Annotated in this window: 16 protein-coding genes; 13 read left to right on the forward strand and 3 right to left on the reverse strand. The window is 46.6% G+C overall.

The window, feature by feature from the left end:
* Positions 1–82 precede the first annotated feature (82 nt).
* Positions 83–1,015 (forward strand): manganese-dependent inorganic pyrophosphatase, encoded by a 933-nt coding sequence (locus tag ACDJ58_RS11200; RefSeq protein ID WP_076289717.1) that lies wholly within the window; start codon positions 83–85, stop codon positions 1,013–1,015.
* Between the two features lie 123 nt (positions 1,016–1,138).
* On the forward strand, positions 1,139–1,630 hold the full coding sequence (infC, locus tag ACDJ58_RS11205; RefSeq protein ID WP_413377890.1) for a translation initiation factor IF-3: 492 nt from the start codon (positions 1,139–1,141) through the stop codon (positions 1,628–1,630).
* A 186-nt stretch (positions 1,631–1,816) separates the two neighbouring features.
* On the opposite strand, the gene ACDJ58_RS11210 is transcribed toward infC, so the two are convergent.
* Positions 1,817–2,644 carry a protein-glutamine gamma-glutamyltransferase gene (locus tag ACDJ58_RS11210; protein WP_413377892.1) on the reverse strand — a complete coding sequence of 276 codons (828 nt, stop codon included), beginning with the start codon at positions 2,642–2,644 and terminating at the stop codon, positions 1,817–1,819.
* Between the two features lie 274 nt (positions 2,645–2,918).
* On the opposite strand from ACDJ58_RS11210, the gene ACDJ58_RS11215 reads away from it, so the two are divergent.
* The gene (locus ACDJ58_RS11215) at positions 2,919–5,666 is read left to right on the forward strand and encodes a PAS domain S-box protein (RefSeq protein WP_413377894.1); all 2,748 of its coding nucleotides are present in this window, start codon (positions 2,919–2,921) and stop codon (positions 5,664–5,666) included.
* Between the two features lie 98 nt (positions 5,667–5,764).
* On the opposite strand, the gene ACDJ58_RS11220 is transcribed toward ACDJ58_RS11215, so the two are convergent.
* On the reverse strand, positions 5,765–5,977 hold the full coding sequence (locus ACDJ58_RS11220) for a hypothetical protein (protein WP_053779896.1): 213 nt from the start codon (positions 5,975–5,977) through the stop codon (positions 5,765–5,767).
* A gap of 142 nt (positions 5,978–6,119) precedes the next feature.
* On the reverse strand, positions 6,120–6,860 hold the full coding sequence (locus ACDJ58_RS11225; protein WP_413377896.1) for a hypothetical protein: 741 nt from the start codon (positions 6,858–6,860) through the stop codon (positions 6,120–6,122).
* 633 nt (positions 6,861–7,493) lie between these two features.
* Here ACDJ58_RS11225 and ACDJ58_RS11230 point away from each other — a divergent pair.
* The 10 genes from ACDJ58_RS11230 (at position 7,494) to ACDJ58_RS11275 (ending at position 19,063) form a co-directional block, all read left to right on the forward strand.
* Positions 7,494–8,300, forward strand: a complete 807-nt coding sequence (locus tag ACDJ58_RS11230; protein ID WP_413377898.1) for a glycoside hydrolase — start codon at positions 7,494–7,496, stop codon at positions 8,298–8,300.
* A gap of 262 nt (positions 8,301–8,562) precedes the next feature.
* On the forward strand, positions 8,563–10,257 hold the full coding sequence (locus ACDJ58_RS11235) for a M3 family oligoendopeptidase (RefSeq protein WP_413377900.1): 1,695 nt from the start codon (positions 8,563–8,565) through the stop codon (positions 10,255–10,257).
* 310 nt (positions 10,258–10,567) lie between these two features.
* A complete protein-coding gene (locus tag ACDJ58_RS11240) occupies positions 10,568–11,425 on the forward strand; it encodes a GNAT family N-acetyltransferase (protein ID WP_413377902.1) in 858 nt (285 codons plus the stop codon).
* A 271-nt stretch (positions 11,426–11,696) separates the two neighbouring features.
* Complete coding sequence (locus ACDJ58_RS11245; protein WP_413377904.1) at positions 11,697–12,848, forward strand: iron-containing alcohol dehydrogenase; 1,152 nt, start codon at positions 11,697–11,699, stop codon at positions 12,846–12,848.
* A gap of 209 nt (positions 12,849–13,057) precedes the next feature.
* On the forward strand, positions 13,058–14,677 hold the full coding sequence (locus tag ACDJ58_RS11250; protein WP_413377906.1) for an ABC transporter substrate-binding protein: 1,620 nt from the start codon (positions 13,058–13,060) through the stop codon (positions 14,675–14,677).
* Between the two features lie 11 nt (positions 14,678–14,688).
* Positions 14,689–15,618 (forward strand): ABC transporter permease, encoded by a 930-nt coding sequence (locus tag ACDJ58_RS11255; protein WP_315795473.1) that lies wholly within the window; start codon positions 14,689–14,691, stop codon positions 15,616–15,618.
* Positions 15,615–16,481 carry an ABC transporter permease gene (locus ACDJ58_RS11260; RefSeq protein ID WP_413377908.1) on the forward strand — a complete coding sequence of 289 codons (867 nt, stop codon included), beginning with the start codon at positions 15,615–15,617 and terminating at the stop codon, positions 16,479–16,481. The genes ACDJ58_RS11255 and ACDJ58_RS11260 overlap by 4 nt, the downstream gene beginning before the upstream one ends.
* The gene (locus ACDJ58_RS11265; RefSeq protein WP_413377910.1) at positions 16,481–17,233 is read left to right on the forward strand and encodes an ATP-binding cassette domain-containing protein; all 753 of its coding nucleotides are present in this window, start codon (positions 16,481–16,483) and stop codon (positions 17,231–17,233) included. Before ACDJ58_RS11260 ends, ACDJ58_RS11265 begins: the two co-directional genes overlap by 1 nt.
* Positions 17,234–17,235: 2 nt before the next feature.
* Positions 17,236–18,021: an ABC transporter ATP-binding protein gene (locus tag ACDJ58_RS11270; RefSeq protein WP_413377912.1), complete on the forward strand. Its 786-nt coding sequence runs from the start codon at positions 17,236–17,238 to the stop codon at positions 18,019–18,021.
* Positions 18,005–19,063, forward strand: a complete 1,059-nt coding sequence (locus tag ACDJ58_RS11275) for a pyridoxal-phosphate-dependent aminotransferase family protein (RefSeq protein ID WP_413377914.1) — start codon at positions 18,005–18,007, stop codon at positions 19,061–19,063. Before ACDJ58_RS11270 ends, ACDJ58_RS11275 begins: the two co-directional genes overlap by 17 nt.
* Positions 19,064–19,065: the final 2 nt, after the last annotated feature.

Genomic DNA, 19,065 nt, shown 5'->3' on the forward strand with positions numbered 1-19,065 from the left:
TATTAACGCTATAATCAGTAAGGGTATGATTGAAATATTACATTTTATTAATCTAAATCAGAATTGACGGAGGGCTATTAATATGGAAAAAGCATTAATCTTCGGTCACAAAAATCCCGATACGGATACGATCTGCTCGGCTATTGCCTATGCAGACTTGAAAACAAAATTGGGTCAGGACGTTGAAGCTGTTCGCCTCGGCGAAGTAAACGGCGAAACTCAATTTGCATTGGACCAATTCAAAGTGGCAGCGCCACGTTTGATCAAAACAGCAGCCAATGAAGTGAACAAGGTCATCCTGGTTGACCACAACGAGCGTCAACAAAGTGTCAGCGATATTGAGGACGTGACGGTTGTTGAAGTTATCGACCATCACCGGATCGCGAACTTTGAGACAAGCCAGCCTTTGTATTTCCGTGCAGAACCTGTAGGTTGTACAGCAACCATTTTGAATAAATTGTACAAAGAAAACGGCGTGGAAATCAGCGCACCGATTGCTGGTCTGATGCTGTCCGCGATTATTTCCGACTCCCTGTTGTTTAAATCCCCAACATGCACAGAACAGGATGTAGCAGCAGCACGTGAACTGGCTGCCATTGCTGGTGTGGATGCAGACAGCTATGGTCTGGATATGCTGAAAGCGGGCGCGGATCTGAGCCAGAAAACGATTGCTGAACTAATCTCCCTGGATGCGAAAGAATTCGCAATGGGCCAAGCGAAAGTGGAAATTGCGCAAGTGAACGCGGTTGACGTGAATGATGTGCTTGTGAAGCAACCAGAGCTTGAAGCAGCGATTGAAGCGATTATTTCCAGCAAAGGTCTTGACCTGTTCGTATTTGTCGTAACCGACATCCTGAACAACGATTCTGTTGCATTGGCTTATGGTGCTTCCACCAAAGCTGTAGAAAAAGCGTACAATGTGACATTGTCGGATAGCAGAGCGCTGCTCAAAGGCGTAGTATCCCGTAAATCGCAAATTGTTCCAGTTCTGACCGAAGCGTTCAACTCGTTGTAAGATGCACAAAACCGACGTATAACCATTACGTCCAGATACGATGAATATTCAGTTACAACATCCAAGCCTGCTCTTGATCTGTCATAGGTCAGGACAGGCTTTTGTTGTAGAGGAGGATGTACCATGATCAAAAATGAAAAGATTAAAGCGACTGAAGTGCAACTGACCGGCCTGAACGGTGAAGATCTCGGCATCATGTCTACTCGTGACGCACTTGCACTTGCGAAGCAGCACAAGGTTGATCTGATCTGTATGTCTCTAATGACCAGCCCGCCACCTTGCAAACTGATTGGCGCTGGAGCAGCGAAGCAGGAAAAGCAGCAAGAGAAGAAGAAAGCTGCGAAATCACCGGATAAACGTAAAGTGAAGGAGATTCGACTGAACCTGCAGATGGAAGACCACGATCGGGAGACCAAGCAATCTCAGGCAGAGCGCATCCTGACGAAGGGGGACTCGGTGAAGCTCGTCATTCAGGTGCATGGAGCAAAGGAAGGAACAGCAGGCAAGGAATGGGCAGAACAGTTGTGCAAATCTCTTGCTGAGTATGGCAGTAAAACGACAGGTATTCAGGTGAGCGGCAAACAGGTCGTTGTACAGTTAGACCCCATTGGATAATCGATGAACGAAATCAGCTAAATAACAATGGAACTGTGGGACAATCCGGTCGTTTGGGACTGGTTGTCCCAAGTGCTCCAAAAAACCCCGGAGAGCAGCAGTTGACTTACTGCTCTCCGGGGTTTTCAGCATGAAATATCGTTATAGCACTTCAGTAACCCTAATGACAATTACGCTTCAAGCTATTTAGGTTCGTAAGTAACGGCTGCCGCCAATGCGTACATACAACTGTCCCGGTAAGACCGGGGTAGACGAGGCTGTCTGTGAATTCGCGTTACTGTTCTTGGCATACCGGGATAGATATAGAAAGTCCGGATAAATAACCGTATCCATTAAATAGGCTGACACTGTACTTCCGGGAATGCGGTTTTGATTCAGTGAACGAATGATTTCTTCCCCGCTTGCAATCCCGATTCCATGACCATAATATAGGTCTTCGCGCAGCATAATGGTATTCTCTCCCTGCCACTCTGGTGTTTCAGGGGAAACGTCCGGATTTTTGAAGTACAATACATCTCCAGGAAGCGCAGAGTCGCTGCCGTTCTTCTCCGTTAATCGTAGATCGCTGTCATAGTGCCAGTCGTAGAGCAGCAGGTTGCGAAACAGTGAATTGAAATCATCTTCCCGAATGCTGCCCAATACTCCGCCATACAGTACGATCACTGTCGCTGTTGCACATTCAAAGGCATACAAATGACCATTCTTCCAAATGTCCCGGATTCCCTCCGCAGGCGTCACCTCAGCCCTTAGCTCAAAGCCACCTTCAGCATTTCGATTCCAATATGCCGGGTTGCACCTGGATTTCTCGAATGAGGCAAAGCTGACCCCGCTTCGATCAAGCGCTTCCGCTGCATCAACCAGAGACTCGCGCAACGTCCATTCAAAGTGAAGATGATCCATGGATTGATATGTGTATACTGTTGGACTGTTCTGTAGTTGCTGTAACCAGTGCCATGCAAAAGCAGACCAATCCGAACGCACCAGCTCAATCGGTTGATTCGCAACAATGATCATAATCATAACCTCCAGTATCATTGGGATGTTCAGCCTTGTACAAAAGGGTATGCACGCGTATTCTGTAGTATATGACGCCACTTATGCGGTTTTGTATGTCTACCAGGTGCAGACAGCATGAACACACGATAAGAATGTCGATTATTGCCTGGAATTTTGTTGATCTCGTTTATAAATCATTACTTTTGGGGTACTACTCTTATAAATGAAGTTATGTTCAGGTCGATCTGTTCATACGGAATATATTCAGATTCCCAATAAAGGAGGATATGTGGTGTCGAATCCAATTGTAGAGAATCGCTCTCTGTTCGAACAGTTATATACACATGCACCGATCGGCATTGCTGTTGCCTCGCATGTGAACGGACATTGGCTACAGCTTAATCCGGCATTTTGCGAGATGCTGGGATGCAGTGAAGATGAATTGATTGACTCCCCGATTGTACATATGATTTATGAGGAAGACCTAGAAATGGAGGAGTTTAGATCCAAGTTCTGGGATATGACTAATGGATTAAGCCTGATGTATGAAACCGAGTTACGACTTAAGCGTAAGGATGATTCTCTTCTGTGGGCGACATTACGAGCCTGCATCGTCAGGGATGAAGCGAGAGGCGAGCCGCTTTATTTGCTTGTACAGGCAGCGGATATTTCAAAGCAGAAGGACGCGGAGAGTCGACTGATTGTACAGCGCAAGCAGTTGGAAGAGAGCAGTCGAATCTCAAGATTGTTGACCGAATCCTCGCTTGACCTGATTGCCATACACCAGGCCGACCCGGAGCGGACGTTCAAGTACGTATCTCCAGCCAGTCAAAGCATGTTGGGATATGATCCAGAAGAAGTCGTTGGTCAATCTGGCCTGTTCTGCATTCACCCCAACGATGTGCCTCTGGTCGAAGCTTACGTGGCTGGTCAAATTCAGGGTCTTGCTCCTGATCGAATGAGCTATCGGCTCCTGCATAAAGATGGTTCTGTTGTATGGGCAGATACCATCACTCATTATCTATATGACAAACAGGGAAATCTGCAGGAAATGATCGCGGTGACCCGTGATATTACAGCAAGCAAGCAGCAGCAATTAAGTCTTCAGGAATACCAATCATTGTTCGACAGTAACCCACTTGGAGTTGCTTCATTGGATTTGCACGGAAACTTGCTGAAGGCCAACGCAGGTCAGGAGCAATTGACAGGCCATACCAAGGAGGAACTTCTTAGTTCATCCTTTGATCATCTCATTGACCCGGTGGACCTGGATAAGACGAGGCATCACTTTGAAGAGACCGTAAAAGGAACCGCACAGAGCTATGAAGTGGGGTTGATTCACAAAGACGGACAGCGTATTGAAACGAGTGTGATTAATGTTCCGATTTTGCTCGAGGATCGGGTCGTAGGCGTCTATGGAATAACTAGCGATATTACGGAGTCCAAAAGGTATGTAGAGGAAATTGAAAATCTCAGTTATGAAAGGGCGTTGATTCTCAATGCCATGTCTGAGGGAGTCATTGGCCTGGATCAGAATGGAAACTTGATATTTGCCAACCCGATTGCAACGGAGATGATGGATTTCTGCCCGTCTGAAATGAATGGCAAGCCGCTTGAAGAGATTATGTTACAAATGCAAAGTGAGGGTATCCCTTATCCATCCAATGGCACTCCGATTCTTCAAGCTGTACGTGAAGGGCGAAGCCTGCCGCGATCTGAGTCTGTATTTTGGAAGCAGGATGGCTCCAGCTTCCTGGCGGAGTTCCAACTGAAACCGATTATGGAGCAGGGGGACAATCGTGGGGCAGTACTGGTTTTCCGCGATATGACATCGGTGAAGGACATCATTCGTGCCAAAGAAGTGGCAGAACATGCGGACCGGGCCAAGTCCGAGTTCCTGGCGATTATGAGTCATGAGCTACGTACACCTCTGAATGGAATCATGGGCATGGCTCATCTGTTAAAAGAAACAGAGCTGGATGAGGAGCAGAATGGCTTCGCTGATATCATCATCGACAGTGGTGAATCACTGCTGCATATTCTGAATGAGATCTTGGATTTTAGCAAGATTGAAGCAGGCAAAATGGATCTCGAACGCCAGCCAGTTGATATCAAATCCGTTCTTGGCGGGGTCATGGAACTATTCGCACTTAGAGCTTCCGAAAAGAATATTGAACTATACTGTGAAATGTCAGATCAGATTCCCGAACGCGTAAGAGGCGATGAAACACGGATTCGTCAGATTCTAATAAATCTGGTAGGCAATGCCGTCAAATTCACGGAGAAGGGAAGCATTCAGGTTCATGTGAACGTTAAGCCAGCGGAATTTTACAATGAGAATCACCTTATCTTGTTAGTTTCGGTCAAAGATACGGGGATTGGCATTCCGTTCAACAAGCAGCATCAACTGTTCCAGTCCTTCTCACAGCTCGATCCGGCTATCAATCGCAAATATGGAGGTACAGGTCTGGGGCTGGCTATCAGCAAGAAGCTGGTGGAACTGATGGGCGGCGCCATTGGTGTACAGAGTGAGACAGGTGAGGGAGCAGAGTTTCAATTCACCCTGTTACTTGAACGATGGCAAGATGAGACCACGGATCCGATTGAAGAGGTGGCTGATAGCGACCTGAAGCTAGATCGAACAAGTCTGGCAGCGGGGATCAAAATTCTTATAGCTGAGGATCAGTCATTGAACAGTCATTTGCTGGAGGAAATGCTTCGTAAGCTCGGCGGTGTATGTGATATCGTGGAGAACGGTGCAGAAGCGGTGAAAGCATTGGAAAGGGAAACATACGATCTTCTCTTTATGGACATCCAAATGCCTGTTATGGATGGGATTGAAGCGACCTGCAGAATTAGGCAAACCCACCCTGAAATTCCGGTCATTGCAGCCATCACCGCATTTGCAGGAGCGAACGACCGTGAAGCCTGTCTGAAATGCGGCATGCAGGACTTCATCAGCAAACCGTTCAGCTCTACGGAAATAAGTCGTGTGCTAAATACATGGGTTCCGTACATTCGGTCCCATCACGAGCGCTGATGGGCGTTTGTACTGTGAATAGTGGGATAAGAAAATAACCTGCCCCTAATTGAGGGAGCAGGTTATTTTGCATACCGTCGGTATAACCCTGACAGATGTCAGGACCATCCTCCAATTAACCCCGAAAGGGTTACGCACTCGTCATCTTCCAATTCTGCAATTAGGGTAAGTTCTTCGTTGTCATTGGGGTCCACCGAGAATAATTCACGGCGTCCGTCTTCGTGGACAATAATGACCAACTTATTACCGCTTTTTGTATCAAACTGGTACTTTACTCCGATACCAGGCAATGGGCATTCCCGGATATTCATGAAACCTGTCACCTCTTTAGCTTTTCCATAGTTAAGTTAACCGTTCACACAGTACGGATGTATTCTACTATCCATAACACCGTTTGGCAAGTCAGAATTGAAATAGTAGTCATCTCATCCAAGCTTCTTGAGCTGTGGTTAGTTATACATTCCGACCCTGTCGGGTTCGTCTGCGACGGACCATAAACCAGATAAGTAATGCAATGATCAGCACCAAGGCAATGCCCCCCGTAATTATGATGTTCCGAATATTCGGGACCTGTACGGTCAAATCCAGTTTATTCGTATTCAATGGGGAGACGTGCCAAATAAGGGTTTTTCCATGATCTTCGACCAGATCTGCATTGGAATCCTGCGCCTTGATCGGCAGCGTCAGCTTGAAATCAAAGTTGACATCTTTCAGCAGCAAGTTTTTGAGAAATCCAGGGACCTTGCTGATTTGGTCTTTGACTTCTCCATCTGGTATAGTCTGCAACAGTTCTGCTTCCGCAGCAATATGCAATTTGGAAGTGAAGAAGCCGGGTGTAGTGGATTGCTCCACCTTGATTCCATCAGGCAGATCCGACGTGCTGAAAGTAGAGACGGTATTACTTTTCTCATAATGGGTTGTCGCTTTGAGTTGTGTCCGATCTCCCTGATCCGAAACTTCGGCCTGGAAATTGTTCTGTTTCAACGTATCTGCGAGCAGTGTCATGAGATTGTCTTGTCCTATCATACCCAAGGCTGAGTCGGTTACGCTGAGATTCAGATCCAGATCGGATGAACCGTCCATATTAACCGTGACATGAGCTTCACCATCAGCGCAGGCGGATAGTATAAACAGCATAAGAGTTAGTAAACAAGCGAATAATAGCTGACGATAATAGGGTATTCGAGTCGACATTCAGTTCAAACCTTTCTGCGTATAATCCAATTCCAATTCATAGAAGTATAGTATACACCGTAAGGATGGCGGATGAAACTTTGTTCACTACAAGAGCAAGGTAAATCGTACGCTATGATATGATATATCTATAGAAAAAGAGGAATGTTGAATAATCGAATATCATTTAAATCAGAGGGAGTAATGCGATAACGGTTGGAATTACAATGAAAAAGGACACAATATGTTGAGTGGAAATGAAGATTTCGTATTTTTGTCAATGTTCAGTCAATTCAAAATGGGTTTCACCGTGTAAACTGATAGTAGTGTGAAGAAATACGGAGCAGGGGGGTTACATTCATGACATATATCATTATTATGGGTATCATTATGGTTGTGGGAATGGTCGGAATGGGCTGGTTCTACAAGATTATGGACAACGATCAACACTAGGGTATATTGAAAAATACTTGAAAAGACAAGCCTATAAGCTGGCTTCGCAATGGATGCGAGGCGGGCTTATTTGTATATAATGCCAAAAAGTCTAAAAATAGCATGAAATAATGTCGGATTTAAGTGGTATGCTTGTATATGGGAATGTTTTACACTTACATCTGTAAGCGTTTACATTAAAGTTAACGGGAGGCTAACATTATGGGTTTGAAGATGAAAAAAAGATCAGGCAAGAAAGCATGGATGCTGCTGGTCATGTCATTACTGATTGCGGCCGTTCCAATTACAGCCAGCGCAGCATCGGATTCCACAGCGTATGCCAAACTTAATTTCAGCAACAACAAGTACTATATATTCAACAATAGCTGGGGTAGTTCGAGTGTCAGTGGCTGGTCTCAGTCCGTGTATGTGAACAGTAATACAGATCTGGGTTACGTTTGGAACTGGCCAACAACTGCGGGTGGAGTCAAAGCTTATCCTTCTCTTGTCAGCGGCTGGCACTGGACAGAGGGCTACACGCCAGGAAGTGGGCTGCCAACACGATTGTCTGCGAACAAAAGTATCAATACCGGAGTAAGTTATTCTAAGGCGTCCAACACCAATGGGGAATATAATAATGCGTATGATATCTGGCTGCATGACATCGGTAATGCGACTTGGTCGAGTACACCTACCGAGGAGATCATGATCTGGAACGAATGGACTTCCGGTGTAGGTCCCATTGGTTCCAAAGTGTTCTCGGATGTATCCATTGGTGGACAAACCTATGATCTGTATCGCGGGGAGATTACCGACAACGGAGTGCATCAATGGTGGGTATACTCGTTCCTGAAGAAGTCAAAATCTCCTAACAACTTTAGCATCAACGTCAAAAACTTCACTGATTATCTGATCTCCAAAAGTTACTTTACCAACAGCAAATATGTCAGCAGTGTTGAATATGGAACCGAGATTACAAAAGGCAACGGCCAGATCAATTACTCTAACTGGTATGTGAACGTTCAGTAACGGCTCCGTTTATCACGTATATTCCTGATTCAATGAGATGCTGCTCGGAGGAAAACCCATTTCCTGCTGATGCAGCATCTTTTACTTGTGTATTGTACCTAACATTCATGCGTAACATATGTAACGAGTGATGTAGCTCCATTTGACCGATGGACAAATATTTTTCGTAAAGTTGGGATTTTTAGGCTGCTCTTTTGTATAATAGGGTTTAGTTCAACTCGGGGAATCCCGAAATATGCCTAACAGGAAAGGGTGTACATAAATGAAATTTAGTGAGTATACGTATACACGTCCCGATCTGGAACAAATCAAAACGTCATTCCGTGAGCTTCTGAGTGGTTTTGAAGCCTCGACTACGGTTGAAGAGCAAAGTGGATATATGGACAAGATTAACGCTTTGCGCAGTGACTTTGAGACTCAGGCACAATTGGTCTACATCCGTCATTCCATTGATACCAATGATACATTTTACAAAGCAGAAAATGAATTTTTAGATGAAAGCTCTCCGATCATTCAAGAATACATCACCGATTATTATCGGGCATTGGTAAACTCCAAATTTCGTGCTGAACTGGAACAAAAATGGGGGTCACAGCTGTTCCAGCTGGCGGATCTGTCCCTGAAAACATTCAGCCCTGAAATTATCGAGGACCTTCAGAAAGAAAACAAACTTTCCACGGAATACAACCAGCTGATTGCTTCGGCCAAAATTCCGTTTGAAGGTGAAGAACGCACATTGCCGCAGTTGCATCCTTTTGAGTTGTCCACGGATCGCACCATGCGGGAACGCGCATCGGAAGCAAGATATACGTTCATGGCTGAACATGAGGCTGAATTCGATCGCATTTACGACGATTTGGTGAAAGTGCGTACGCAGATCGCGAAGAAGCTGGGATATCCATCGTATGTTGAACTCGGTTATGACCGTATGAACCGTACCGATTACAACGCGGAGATGGTGTCCAATTTCAGAGCACAAGTCCGTGATTATATCGTGCCTGTAGCGACGAAGCTCAGAGAGCGTCAGCGCAGCCGGATTGATGTGGATACCCTCTATTTTTACGATCAGGGCTTCAGCTTTAAGACAGGTAACCCGACACCTAAAGGGGATGCCGACTGGATCATTGACAATGGTAAGAAAATGTACGCTGAATTGTCACCGGAAACAGATACGTTTTTCCAGATGATGACCGACAATGAACTAATGGATCTGGTGAGCAAAAAAGGCAAGCAGGGTGGGGGCTATTGTACCTTCCTGAACGATTACAAAGTGCCGTTTATTTTCTCCAACTTTAACGGTACATCGGGCGATATCGACGTATTGACACACGAAGCGGGTCACGCGTTCCAGGTCTATGAGAGCCGTCACTTCGAAGTGCCTGAGTACAACTGGCCGACGTATGAATCCGCAGAGATTCATTCCATGAGCATGGAATTCTTCACATGGCCGTGGATGGAATTGTTCTTCAAGGAAGATACGGACAAATACAAATTTGATCACCTGTCTTCTGGACTGCTCTTCATTCCTTACGGCGTAGCAGTCGATGAATTCCAGCATTTTGTCTATGCAAATCCGGATGCAACACCAGCGGAGCGCAAGCAGGCTTGGCGCAATATTGAGAAGACTTATCTGCCCCACATCAATTACAAGGATAACGCCTATTTGGAACAAGGCGGATTCTGGCACAAGCAGGGTCATATCTTCTCGTCGCCGTTCTATTATATTGACTATACACTGGCACAAATCTGTGCATTCCAGTTCTGGAAACGCAGCAACCAGGATATGAAGTCCGCATGGGCTGACTACCTGACATTGTGTAAAGCCGGAGGAAGCCTGTCCTTCACAGGGTTGGTAGAACTGGCAGGTCTGAATTCTCCGTTTGAAGACGGCTGCGTATCCTCCGTTATCGGCGATATCGAAGCATGGTTGGATGCAGTAGACGATAAGGCGCTGTAAACTATATATATTGAACTAAACATTTACACGATAACGCAGAGGACAGAAATAACCTGAAGAAGCGGAGCGTTCGCCTTTATCCCCGGATTTTCCCTTTAAATAGGGAATCAAAAAAATCTGGGGATAACAGCGATCGGAAGGTTGTTCTGTCATCGGAGTGGCAAGGGTAAATATTCTCTAGGTCAATAAAAATAAAGGTCGAAGAGGTGAAAGGGAACGAGGAATAAACCTGACGTTACAGCATTCTGAGGCAGGGTGGATTTGAATGTATTTATTTACCTACCCTATACAAAGAATGCGAGGTTATACCATGTTGGTTTTACTGGATCAACCGTCCCAAAGGAAGCAATTGGCGCCCATCATCTCGGGTACAAACGGGCATGTGGTCATGGGAGGAGTACTTGCAGGACTTCAATGCGGGCGTGTCTATGCAGATCAGCTTCATGCTCCGAAAAGCGCCCTGATTTGGGCCAAAAACGAAATGTTTTACCTGATCGGAAGATCGGATAATGAACAGTTCAACAGGCTTGTCAGTGAAGTGCTTGTTCAGGAGCTATTACCTGAAGCGTTAGGTGCTGGCGAAGACATGCTGAATCTTGAAGTTTACCCCGAGCCCGGCTCGGGTTGGTCTCCAGTCCTGGATCACATGTTCAATGGACGTTTGCGAGAAGGATTGCGAGTTCCTTTTCAATTCAATCTTGCGAAGTATGAGCAGTGGCTGGAACGCAGTTCCAGCTCCTTGTTCGTTCCCCCTGGATATGAGCTTCAAGTTATCGATCAAGCTGTAATGCTGGAGGACAAAAGCTGTATCATTGAGCATGAAATTTTGAAATTCTGGCATTCGGTGGAGGACTTCTTCCGATACGGAGCAGGCACATGCACGGTATGTGAAGGGCAGGTTGTAGGTACATGTATCTCAGTGTTTGTCAGTGGTATTCACCATGAAACAGGCATCAACACCTACGATCCAATACACCGTGGCAAGGGTCTGGCTACGGCCATGGCAAGTGCTTATGTGCAATTCGTTCTGGAACGGGATTGTGTTCCACACTGGACGACAGAAGATTTCCGTCATGATTCCATTTCAATAGCGGGTAAGCTTGGTTTTGAACAAGGCAGAGCCTATCCCGTCTATTACATGCCGATTCAGGAGCTTCTAAATTGCTGAAGATCTGTAGGGGGCTGTCCCAGAAGTCATGAAAATGACCAGGGACAGCCCCTGTTTTTCGATAGAGTTATGAATTCTGTGAATCCCAAATTCACTTGTCTTTTTTAATCACGCACCGATGAGCCAGTTACTGAAGAACAGTCATAATTATTGGATAAATCCGTCCAAATGAAACATTTATCAACTTGGTTGTGATTTATTTCACTATATCTGAAAACGGATTCAGTTACAATAAAGACAGTAAATCAGGGGTAACAGGAGGCTGGTTCAGATGGCAACACACGCTTATTATGTTCCGCCCGTGAACTTGATGGGCAGAGGGTGTTTACACGAAGCAGGCAAGATGATTGAGAAAATGGGTATTCGCAAAGCGCTTGTCGTAAGTGATCGTCGATTGATTTCTTCCGGCGTTGCTGAACAAGTGCTGTCTATACTAAGAAAATCAGGATTAGACTATGTGGTATATGATGAGGTTCAGCCCAATCCAACCTGTCAGAATGTACATGACGGACTTCACGTATTTCAGGATCATGGCTGTGACGCCATTATATCGATAGGCGGAGGTTCACCTCAGGATGCTGCCAAAGGTATTGGCATTGTAGCAACCAACGGTGGACATATCCGTGATTATGAAGGCTTGCATCAATCGAAACACAAGTCCGTGCCGCTTGTTGCCATTAACACAACGGCTGGCACGTCGAGTGAGGTGACCATGAACTACGTGATTACAGATGAGGAACGCAAGGTGAAAATGGTGATGGTGGATCGAAACAGTCTCGTTGACCTGTCGGTGAATGACCCGGAACTGATGCTGAGCAAGCCAGCCAGTCTTACTGCGGCTACGGGCATGGATGCATTAACCCATGCGGTGGAAGCTATGGTGACGCCTGGTGGGTTCACAGTGACGAGTGCTACAGCGGCGGCTGCCGTTGAGCTGATCTTTGAATATTTGCCAAGAGCCGTCAGGGACGGCAGTGATCTGGAAGCAAGAGAGCATATGACGTATGCGTGTTTTCTTGGCGGGATTGCTTTTAACAATGCAGGCTTGGGTTATGTTCATGCGATGGCCCATCAACTTGGTGGAGTCTATGATCTGCCGCATGGGGTATGTAACGCGATGTTGCTCCCTTATGTAGAGGAATTGAATGCAAAGCATGTGCCAGGTAAATTCCGTCATATTGCCAAAGCAATCGGTATGGATGTAAAAGGCAAACGAGATGAGGAGTGCTCGGAGTATGTGATTGAAGCCATTCGTCAGCTTTCCAAGGAGGTTGGCATTCCCGAGAAACTGTCTGAATTAGGTGTGAGAGACCCTGATGTTGAGTTGCTGGCGGATAATGCCATGAAAGATGCCTGTGCACCGGGCAATCCGTATCAACCATCCAGGGATGAAGTCATGGAGCTGTTCCGCAAAATCATATAGAGTTAAGAACAAAGAGAGCCAGAATATAATCTGGCTTTTTTGTGTTGTGCGAACTTCTGAGACTTATAAATACGGATACATTTCCTTCATTGGATAAAATAGTTTTTATCCCGCAATAGTCATTATTTTTTGTTTGACAGAGGGGGTGCTTTAATCCATAATCAATCCATACTAAACACATAAGCTTTATTGGAAGGGGAGAGTCAGTCATGTCACAGTTTAAATCATCAACCAGAAAGTCATTATGGGTAGGAGCGTTAGCTGTTCTATTATTGGTAATCGTTAGCGGTTGCTCCGGATCGAACAATGATCCCGCTCCCAATGCAACAGCCCAGCCAGGTACGAGTCAAGGTACGGATGAAAATTCAAAGACGGACGAGACTGCAACGGGAGGGACTTTTGTATATGGTCGGCCGGCTTCCGTAACCTCGTTTGATTTGCATAATCAGATTACATCGAACAATGCTTTTGCCATTGATAAAGTATTTGAACCTTTGGTTGCTTTTGACAACAAAGGCGAGATTGTGGACTGGCTTGCCAAGTCGCATAACATCAGTGATGACGGTTTGACGTATACGTTTGTGTTGCGTGATGGCTTGAAGTTCTCCAACGGCACAGATGTTACGGCAGAGGATGCCGTATTCTCACTGGAGCGGCACTTGAAGGTTGGCGGCCCATTGGCGATATCGGCCAAGGTAGACACTGTCAAAGCAACGGATAGCCATACATTGGTTATTACGCTTAAAGAGCCGTATACGCCGTTTATCTCGGAGCTGTCCAACTTCTCGAACGGTATTGTTCCGAACAATTTTGGCGGAGTTACCGAGGAAGAATTTTTCAAGAAACCGATTGGTACTGGACCGTTTGTGGTTGAGCAGTGGGACCCTGCAGGCGATGTAACCTTTACTAAGAACACTCACTACTGGCAAGAAGGAAAGCCATCGGTTGATAAACTTGTTTACAAGCTGATAGAAGATGACAGCCAAGCAATCAACCAGTTGAAAGCAGGAGAAGTGGATGCCATTGAGTCGCTGGCTCTGCAAAATGCCGATGAAATTAAAAATGGCGCAGATACAACTGTTGTAACCAGCGGCAGCTGGGTGACAGAGCAATTGTTCTTTAATACGTTGGATAAGCATTTTTCTGATGTGCATGTTCGTCGGGCCTTGGCTCTAGCACTTGATCGTGACGGTCTGACTAAGGCGCTTACCTTTGGTTATGCACAGACGGCTAATTCATTGCTGCCTACAACGATTCCTTACAATTCGAATGATACACTCAAGGCATTAAATTTTGATGTAAATGCAGCGAAAGCGGAACTGGCTAAATCGGCCTTCCCTGATGGATTCACTACAAAACTGCTTGTAGCTTCAGGCAACAGCACTAGAGCCCAAGAAGCGCAAATCATTCAGGCAGCGGGTAAACAAATTGGCATTAACATCGAGATTGAATCGATTGAATTAGCCACCTTCCGTGAACGATTCTTTGCTTATGATTTCGCAGCGATGCTGAACAGTGGGCAAGCCGATTCTCCAGAAGCGAACTCGATTATTGCTTTCCAGACCGACCCAGATGGTTTCAGCAAATCTTACTGGACGCATTACACCAATGATGAAGTAACTAAGCTTCTGTATAAAGGCCAACAAACACCGGACGGTGATGGTCGTGCCGAAATATACTCCAAACTGCTTCAAACGCTTGCCGATGAAGTGCCTTACATTCCGCTTTATTATCCGGATATTCTGATTGGCGTTCGTTCTTCAGTAGATGGCATTGTTGTTTTGCCTAACGGCAGTGTGCGTTTTGAAGACGTTCGTATTCAGAAATGAAGAAGTTTTGGTTGATCAGTACTGTGGGAAGAGCGTTGGCAGTGATCCTTTGTGTGATGACAGCAGTCTTTTTTCTCATCAGAATGGTACCAGGTGATCCTGCCAAAATGATTCTTGGCGAGTACAGCACCCCCGAGGCCGTTGAGAGCATGCACCATGCTCTCGGGCTGGATCTGCCGCTGGGGGAACAATTCATACGGTTTGTGAAGACACTGTTCACTCAGGGGGATACCGGCAATTCCATTATTAACGGAACCTCGACCAGAGAGTTGATTGCTGATCGGGCACCCGTTACCTTGCTGCTCATTGGCATGGCGTGTGCATTGGCAATTGTCATTGCACTCGTGCTTGCTACATTGGCCGCTACACACAAGGATAAGCTGCTGGATCATTTGATACGTATTTTTCCTACGGTAACGCTAGGTATGCCAATCTTCTGGGTTGGCATCCTTTTGATTCTGCTGCTGAGTGTTCATCTTCACTGGTTTCCCGTTGGTGGAGTCGGTGAAGGGTGGTGGGGCACCTTATACAGTTTGACACTTCCCGCCATTACCGTAGCTTTTTCACAGATTCCAACATTGGTTCGTTCATTAAGAGCCCAGATGCTTGAAGTACTGGAATCTGATTTTGTAGTTACATTGAAGGCTGCGAGATTACCGAGCCGGGTCATTCTATTCAAACATGTCCTGCGCAATGCGGCGCTTCCGACGCTGATCCTTCTTGGCGTTAATATCTCTTATCTCATTGGCGGCACATTGGTCGTTGAACAGGTATTTGGTATCAAAGGAATTGGCAGTCTTTTGTTTAGTTCCATTTCCAAACGGGATTTCCCGGTCATTCAAGGCATAGCCCTTTACTGTGCTGTATCTGTCGTGATCATCAGTCTCCTGATAGAGCTTCTGTCCAGGTGGCTTGATCCCAGAACGAAAGGAAAACCATGAAAACGATACGAACAGAACCTCAGTTATATGAAGACAGCCAAAACACCAGTCTCATGAATCGTATATTGAAAACACCTACCCTGCTTGTGGGAAGTCTAATGTTTGCCGTGCTGATTATCTTGGCTGTAATCATACCGTGGATTAGTCCTTATGATCCTTCGGAGCAAAATTTGAGTGCCTTTTTGCAACCTCCGTCTGCTGAACATTGGTTGGGCACAGACCAACTGGGACGTGATTTGTTTACTAGACTGATTTATGCCGCGCGAACCGATTTGAGCATTATGGTGCTGGCGGAAATTGTACCCTTTTGCATGGGCGTATTTCTAGGGATGCTCGCAGGGTATTACGGAAAATGGATTGATAAGGTCATATCGTTAGTTACCGATACACTTATCGCTTTCCCTTTTTATCTAATTGTCATTATTGTGGCTTTTGCCAGCGGAGCAGGTGAGCGGGGGATTTATATTACGTTTATGCTCGTTGGCTGGATTGTATTTGCCCGTGTGGTCAGGGGGCTGAGTGCATCGTACCGCAAGCAGGAATGGATCGCATCCGCACAGACACTGGGCTTACCAGGAATACGGATTATTCTTCGTCATCTCCTGCCCAATGTATTGCCTCAGGCGATCGTTGTCCTAATGACGGATATGGTGGGGCTGCTGGTGGCGATTGTTACGCTTGGATACCTGGGTATTGGCATCGCACCACCGACCCCGGATTGGGGCACGATGATCTCGGATGGACAATCCTTTATCACGACAGCCTGGTGGCTCTCGGCAGTTCCGGGATTAGCAGTCGTTTACACGGGAATTGCTTTGTCGCTTGTCGGTGATGGATTGGCCGATGTATGGAGGAAAAAATAATGTCCACAGATCCGATTCTTGAAGTCAAGGCACTGTCTCTGTCAACCAAGTCAAATCAAAAATTAGTTCAAGATGTACATTTCTCGCTCGGGCGAGGGGAGAGCCTGGGGTTAGTAGGTGAATCTGGTTCCGGGAAATCACTTACACTACGTTCGATTCTGGGACTGTTGCCAAGCGGTGTGGAGCAAACGGGCGGAGCCATTCGGAGTGACGTGAACAGCTCAATGGTATTTCAAGACCCGAGAGGTGCGCTCGATCCGCTCTGTCCCGTTGTTAAACAGCTGGCGGAAGTTGTCTATTACAGGCAAAAGTTAAGCAGGAAGGCCTCCAGGATAGCAGCGCTGGAATTACTTGAACTGTTGGGGCTCCCCGACTCGTTGAAGCGTGAGGACCGATACCCTAGCCAGCTGTCAGGTGGGCAGTGTCAGCGGGTAGTCATTGCACTGGCCCTGGCGTGCAAGCCAGGCATTCTGCTCTGTGATGAGCCAACAACAGCGCTGGACGTTACTGTGCAGCGTCAAATTATGGAGACGATTCAATGTTTGCAGCGTGAACTGGGATTCGCCATGGTCTTTGTAACACATAATCTGGCGATTGCAGCCACGCTGTGCTCGAAGCTGTGTGTGATGAAGCAGGGGCGGATTGTGGAGCACGGGGCTTCGCTTGACCTTTTGCAAAACCCGCAAGATCCTTACACCCAGATGCTTATTAACTCGGTGCTTCCTTTACCGAAGCTTGAAGGGAGCGAATAACGATGGAATTTTCTTTGCAAGTCCAGAATGTAACGGTTCAATATGGTGACTTTACTGCGCTGGACAATATTAAACTAAATCTTCAGAAGCATACCACGCTCGGTCTTGTCGGTGAGTCCGGTTCGGGCAAATCTACCCTTGCGCGAGTCATTGCCGGGTTAATTACGCCGGATGAGGGGCAGATTTTGCTGGGGGATCAACAATTAAAGAAGAAAAGAAGCCGTGAGCAGTATAAAAGCATACAGATGATCTTCCAAAATCCGGATGCTTCACTGAATCCCAAACATTCCATTCGCCAAATTCTTGCTGAAGCACTGTTGTTTCATCGCATTGTAGACCGTTCACAGGTGGAGAAAAGATCGAGAGAGCTCTTGGCCCGTGTTAAGTTGGAAAGCAGGGCACTGGACAAGTATCCGCATGAATTTTCCGGCGGTCAGCGCCAACGGATCGCCATTGCACGTGCATTAAGCGTAGAGCCGAGTCTGCTGATTGCGGATGAGCCGACGAGTGCATTGGATGTTTCTGTACAGCGGAGTGTGCTCGATCTGTTCAGTTCACTTAAGAAGGAACTTAATCTTACACTACTGTTCATTTCCCACGATCTTGGAGTTATCCATGCCATTAGCGATACGGTAGCAGTCATGCGGCAGGGTCAACTTGTGGAGATTAGTCCCAAAGATCAATTCTTCACACGACCTGAAACGGCATACAGCCGAGAGCTGCTGTCCGCAGTTCCAAAGATGCCGGAATCAAGTTCTTTAGGAGGTTTATATGAGCCAACAATATAAAGGGAACATACCCCTTACCCTGTCGGAATACGATACGCTTACACAATTGCTCTCCAGGCTTCTGTCTACGAAGTATCCTCCGGTGATCATCCCGGGAGAGGCCATCTTGGGCATAGAGGCCGTGGCAGCTGGAATATCTGCACCGGGTCGTACGATAGTTAATGTCGTAACAGGGCCTTATGGCAGTTTGTTTGGTCAGTGGCTTGAACGCGGAGGGGCAACGGTTATTGAAGTCAAAGTTCCTTTTGATGAAGTTGTACCTGTGGAGAAGGTAGCTGCCGCGATTGAAAAATATCAACCATCCGCGCTATCCTTTGTTCAAGCAGAGGTGGTTACAGGCGGATCTAATCCCGCAGAAGAAATTATAAAGATTGCGCGTGCCCATAACCTGATTACGGTGAGCGACTCCGTCTCAGCAATTGGGGGAGAGCCTCTGCTGGTAGATGAATGGGGCGTTGATTTTGTAGCTGTTGGTGCACAAAAAGCCCTGGCCGGGCCTAACGGCATCAGCGCAGTAAGCATTTCGCCGCGTGGATGGGAATTTCTCGAATCTAATGCGCACGCACCGCGCAACTCCATCCTGTCTTTGCTTGATCTGAAGCCCTCCGGCGAAGGGGCTGCACCCGTTCGGGTTCCTCCCAACATTCCAACGCTGGAAGCCAGAGCACTGATTTTGGCTTTGACAGCTATTGAGTCTGAAGGTTTGGAGCAGGTGATCAAGCGTCATGAACAGGCTGCGTTATCTGCTATAGCGGGAATTCAGGCCTTGGGTCTGGAGCCTTGGCAAAAAGATAACAGAACATATTCGACACTGACTACGACGGTTCGGATTGCAGGGGAGGAGAAGTTGCATATCGATCAGCCGATCGGCATCGTTGCTCCGGGGGACGGAGAACTTTTTGGTCAGCTTCTGCGAATTAATCATTTTGGGGGTAATGCGTCCTTGGCAGGTGTGGAGGAAGCTGTTGCGACCATTGCGGCATTATTGAATGAGGACCATGAGCAAGCAGTCCAGGCTGTTCGCCTCGTTTGGGGGGAATGAAT

Source organism: Paenibacillus taichungensis, assembly GCF_047302525.1.
Classification (GTDB): Bacteria; Bacillota; Bacilli; order Paenibacillales; family Paenibacillaceae; genus Paenibacillus; species Paenibacillus taichungensis_B.

What these genes read in the sequence shown, in the direction of transcription:
- ACDJ58_RS11200 (WP_076289717.1), top strand. Translation starts at nt 83, where the DNA reads ATGGAAAAAGCATTAATCTTCGGTCACAAAAATCCCGATACGGATACG.
- infC (WP_413377890.1), top strand. Translation starts at nt 1,139, where the DNA reads ATGATCAAAAATGAAAAGATTAAAGCGACTGAAGTGCAACTGACCGGC.
- ACDJ58_RS11210 (WP_413377892.1), bottom strand. Translation starts at nt 2,644, where the DNA reads ATGATCATTGTTGCGAATCAACCGATTGAGCTGGTGCGTTCGGATTGG.
- ACDJ58_RS11220 (WP_053779896.1), bottom strand. Translation starts at nt 5,977, where the DNA reads ATGAATATCCGGGAATGCCCATTGCCTGGTATCGGAGTAAAGTACCAG.
- ACDJ58_RS11225 (WP_413377896.1), bottom strand. Translation starts at nt 6,860, where the DNA reads ATGTCGACTCGAATACCCTATTATCGTCAGCTATTATTCGCTTGTTTA.
- ACDJ58_RS11230 (WP_413377898.1), top strand. Translation starts at nt 7,494, where the DNA reads ATGGGTTTGAAGATGAAAAAAAGATCAGGCAAGAAAGCATGGATGCTG.
- ACDJ58_RS11235 (WP_413377900.1), top strand. Translation starts at nt 8,563, where the DNA reads ATGAAATTTAGTGAGTATACGTATACACGTCCCGATCTGGAACAAATC.
- ACDJ58_RS11240 (WP_413377902.1), top strand. Translation starts at nt 10,568, where the DNA reads ATGTTGGTTTTACTGGATCAACCGTCCCAAAGGAAGCAATTGGCGCCC.
- ACDJ58_RS11245 (WP_413377904.1), top strand. Translation starts at nt 11,697, where the DNA reads ATGGCAACACACGCTTATTATGTTCCGCCCGTGAACTTGATGGGCAGA.
- ACDJ58_RS11250 (WP_413377906.1), top strand. Translation starts at nt 13,058, where the DNA reads ATGTCACAGTTTAAATCATCAACCAGAAAGTCATTATGGGTAGGAGCG.
- ACDJ58_RS11260 (WP_413377908.1), top strand. Translation starts at nt 15,615, where the DNA reads ATGAAAACGATACGAACAGAACCTCAGTTATATGAAGACAGCCAAAAC.
- ACDJ58_RS11265 (WP_413377910.1), top strand. Translation starts at nt 16,481, where the DNA reads ATGTCCACAGATCCGATTCTTGAAGTCAAGGCACTGTCTCTGTCAACC.
- ACDJ58_RS11270 (WP_413377912.1), top strand. Translation starts at nt 17,236, where the DNA reads ATGGAATTTTCTTTGCAAGTCCAGAATGTAACGGTTCAATATGGTGAC.
- ACDJ58_RS11275 (WP_413377914.1), top strand. Translation starts at nt 18,005, where the DNA reads ATGAGCCAACAATATAAAGGGAACATACCCCTTACCCTGTCGGAATAC.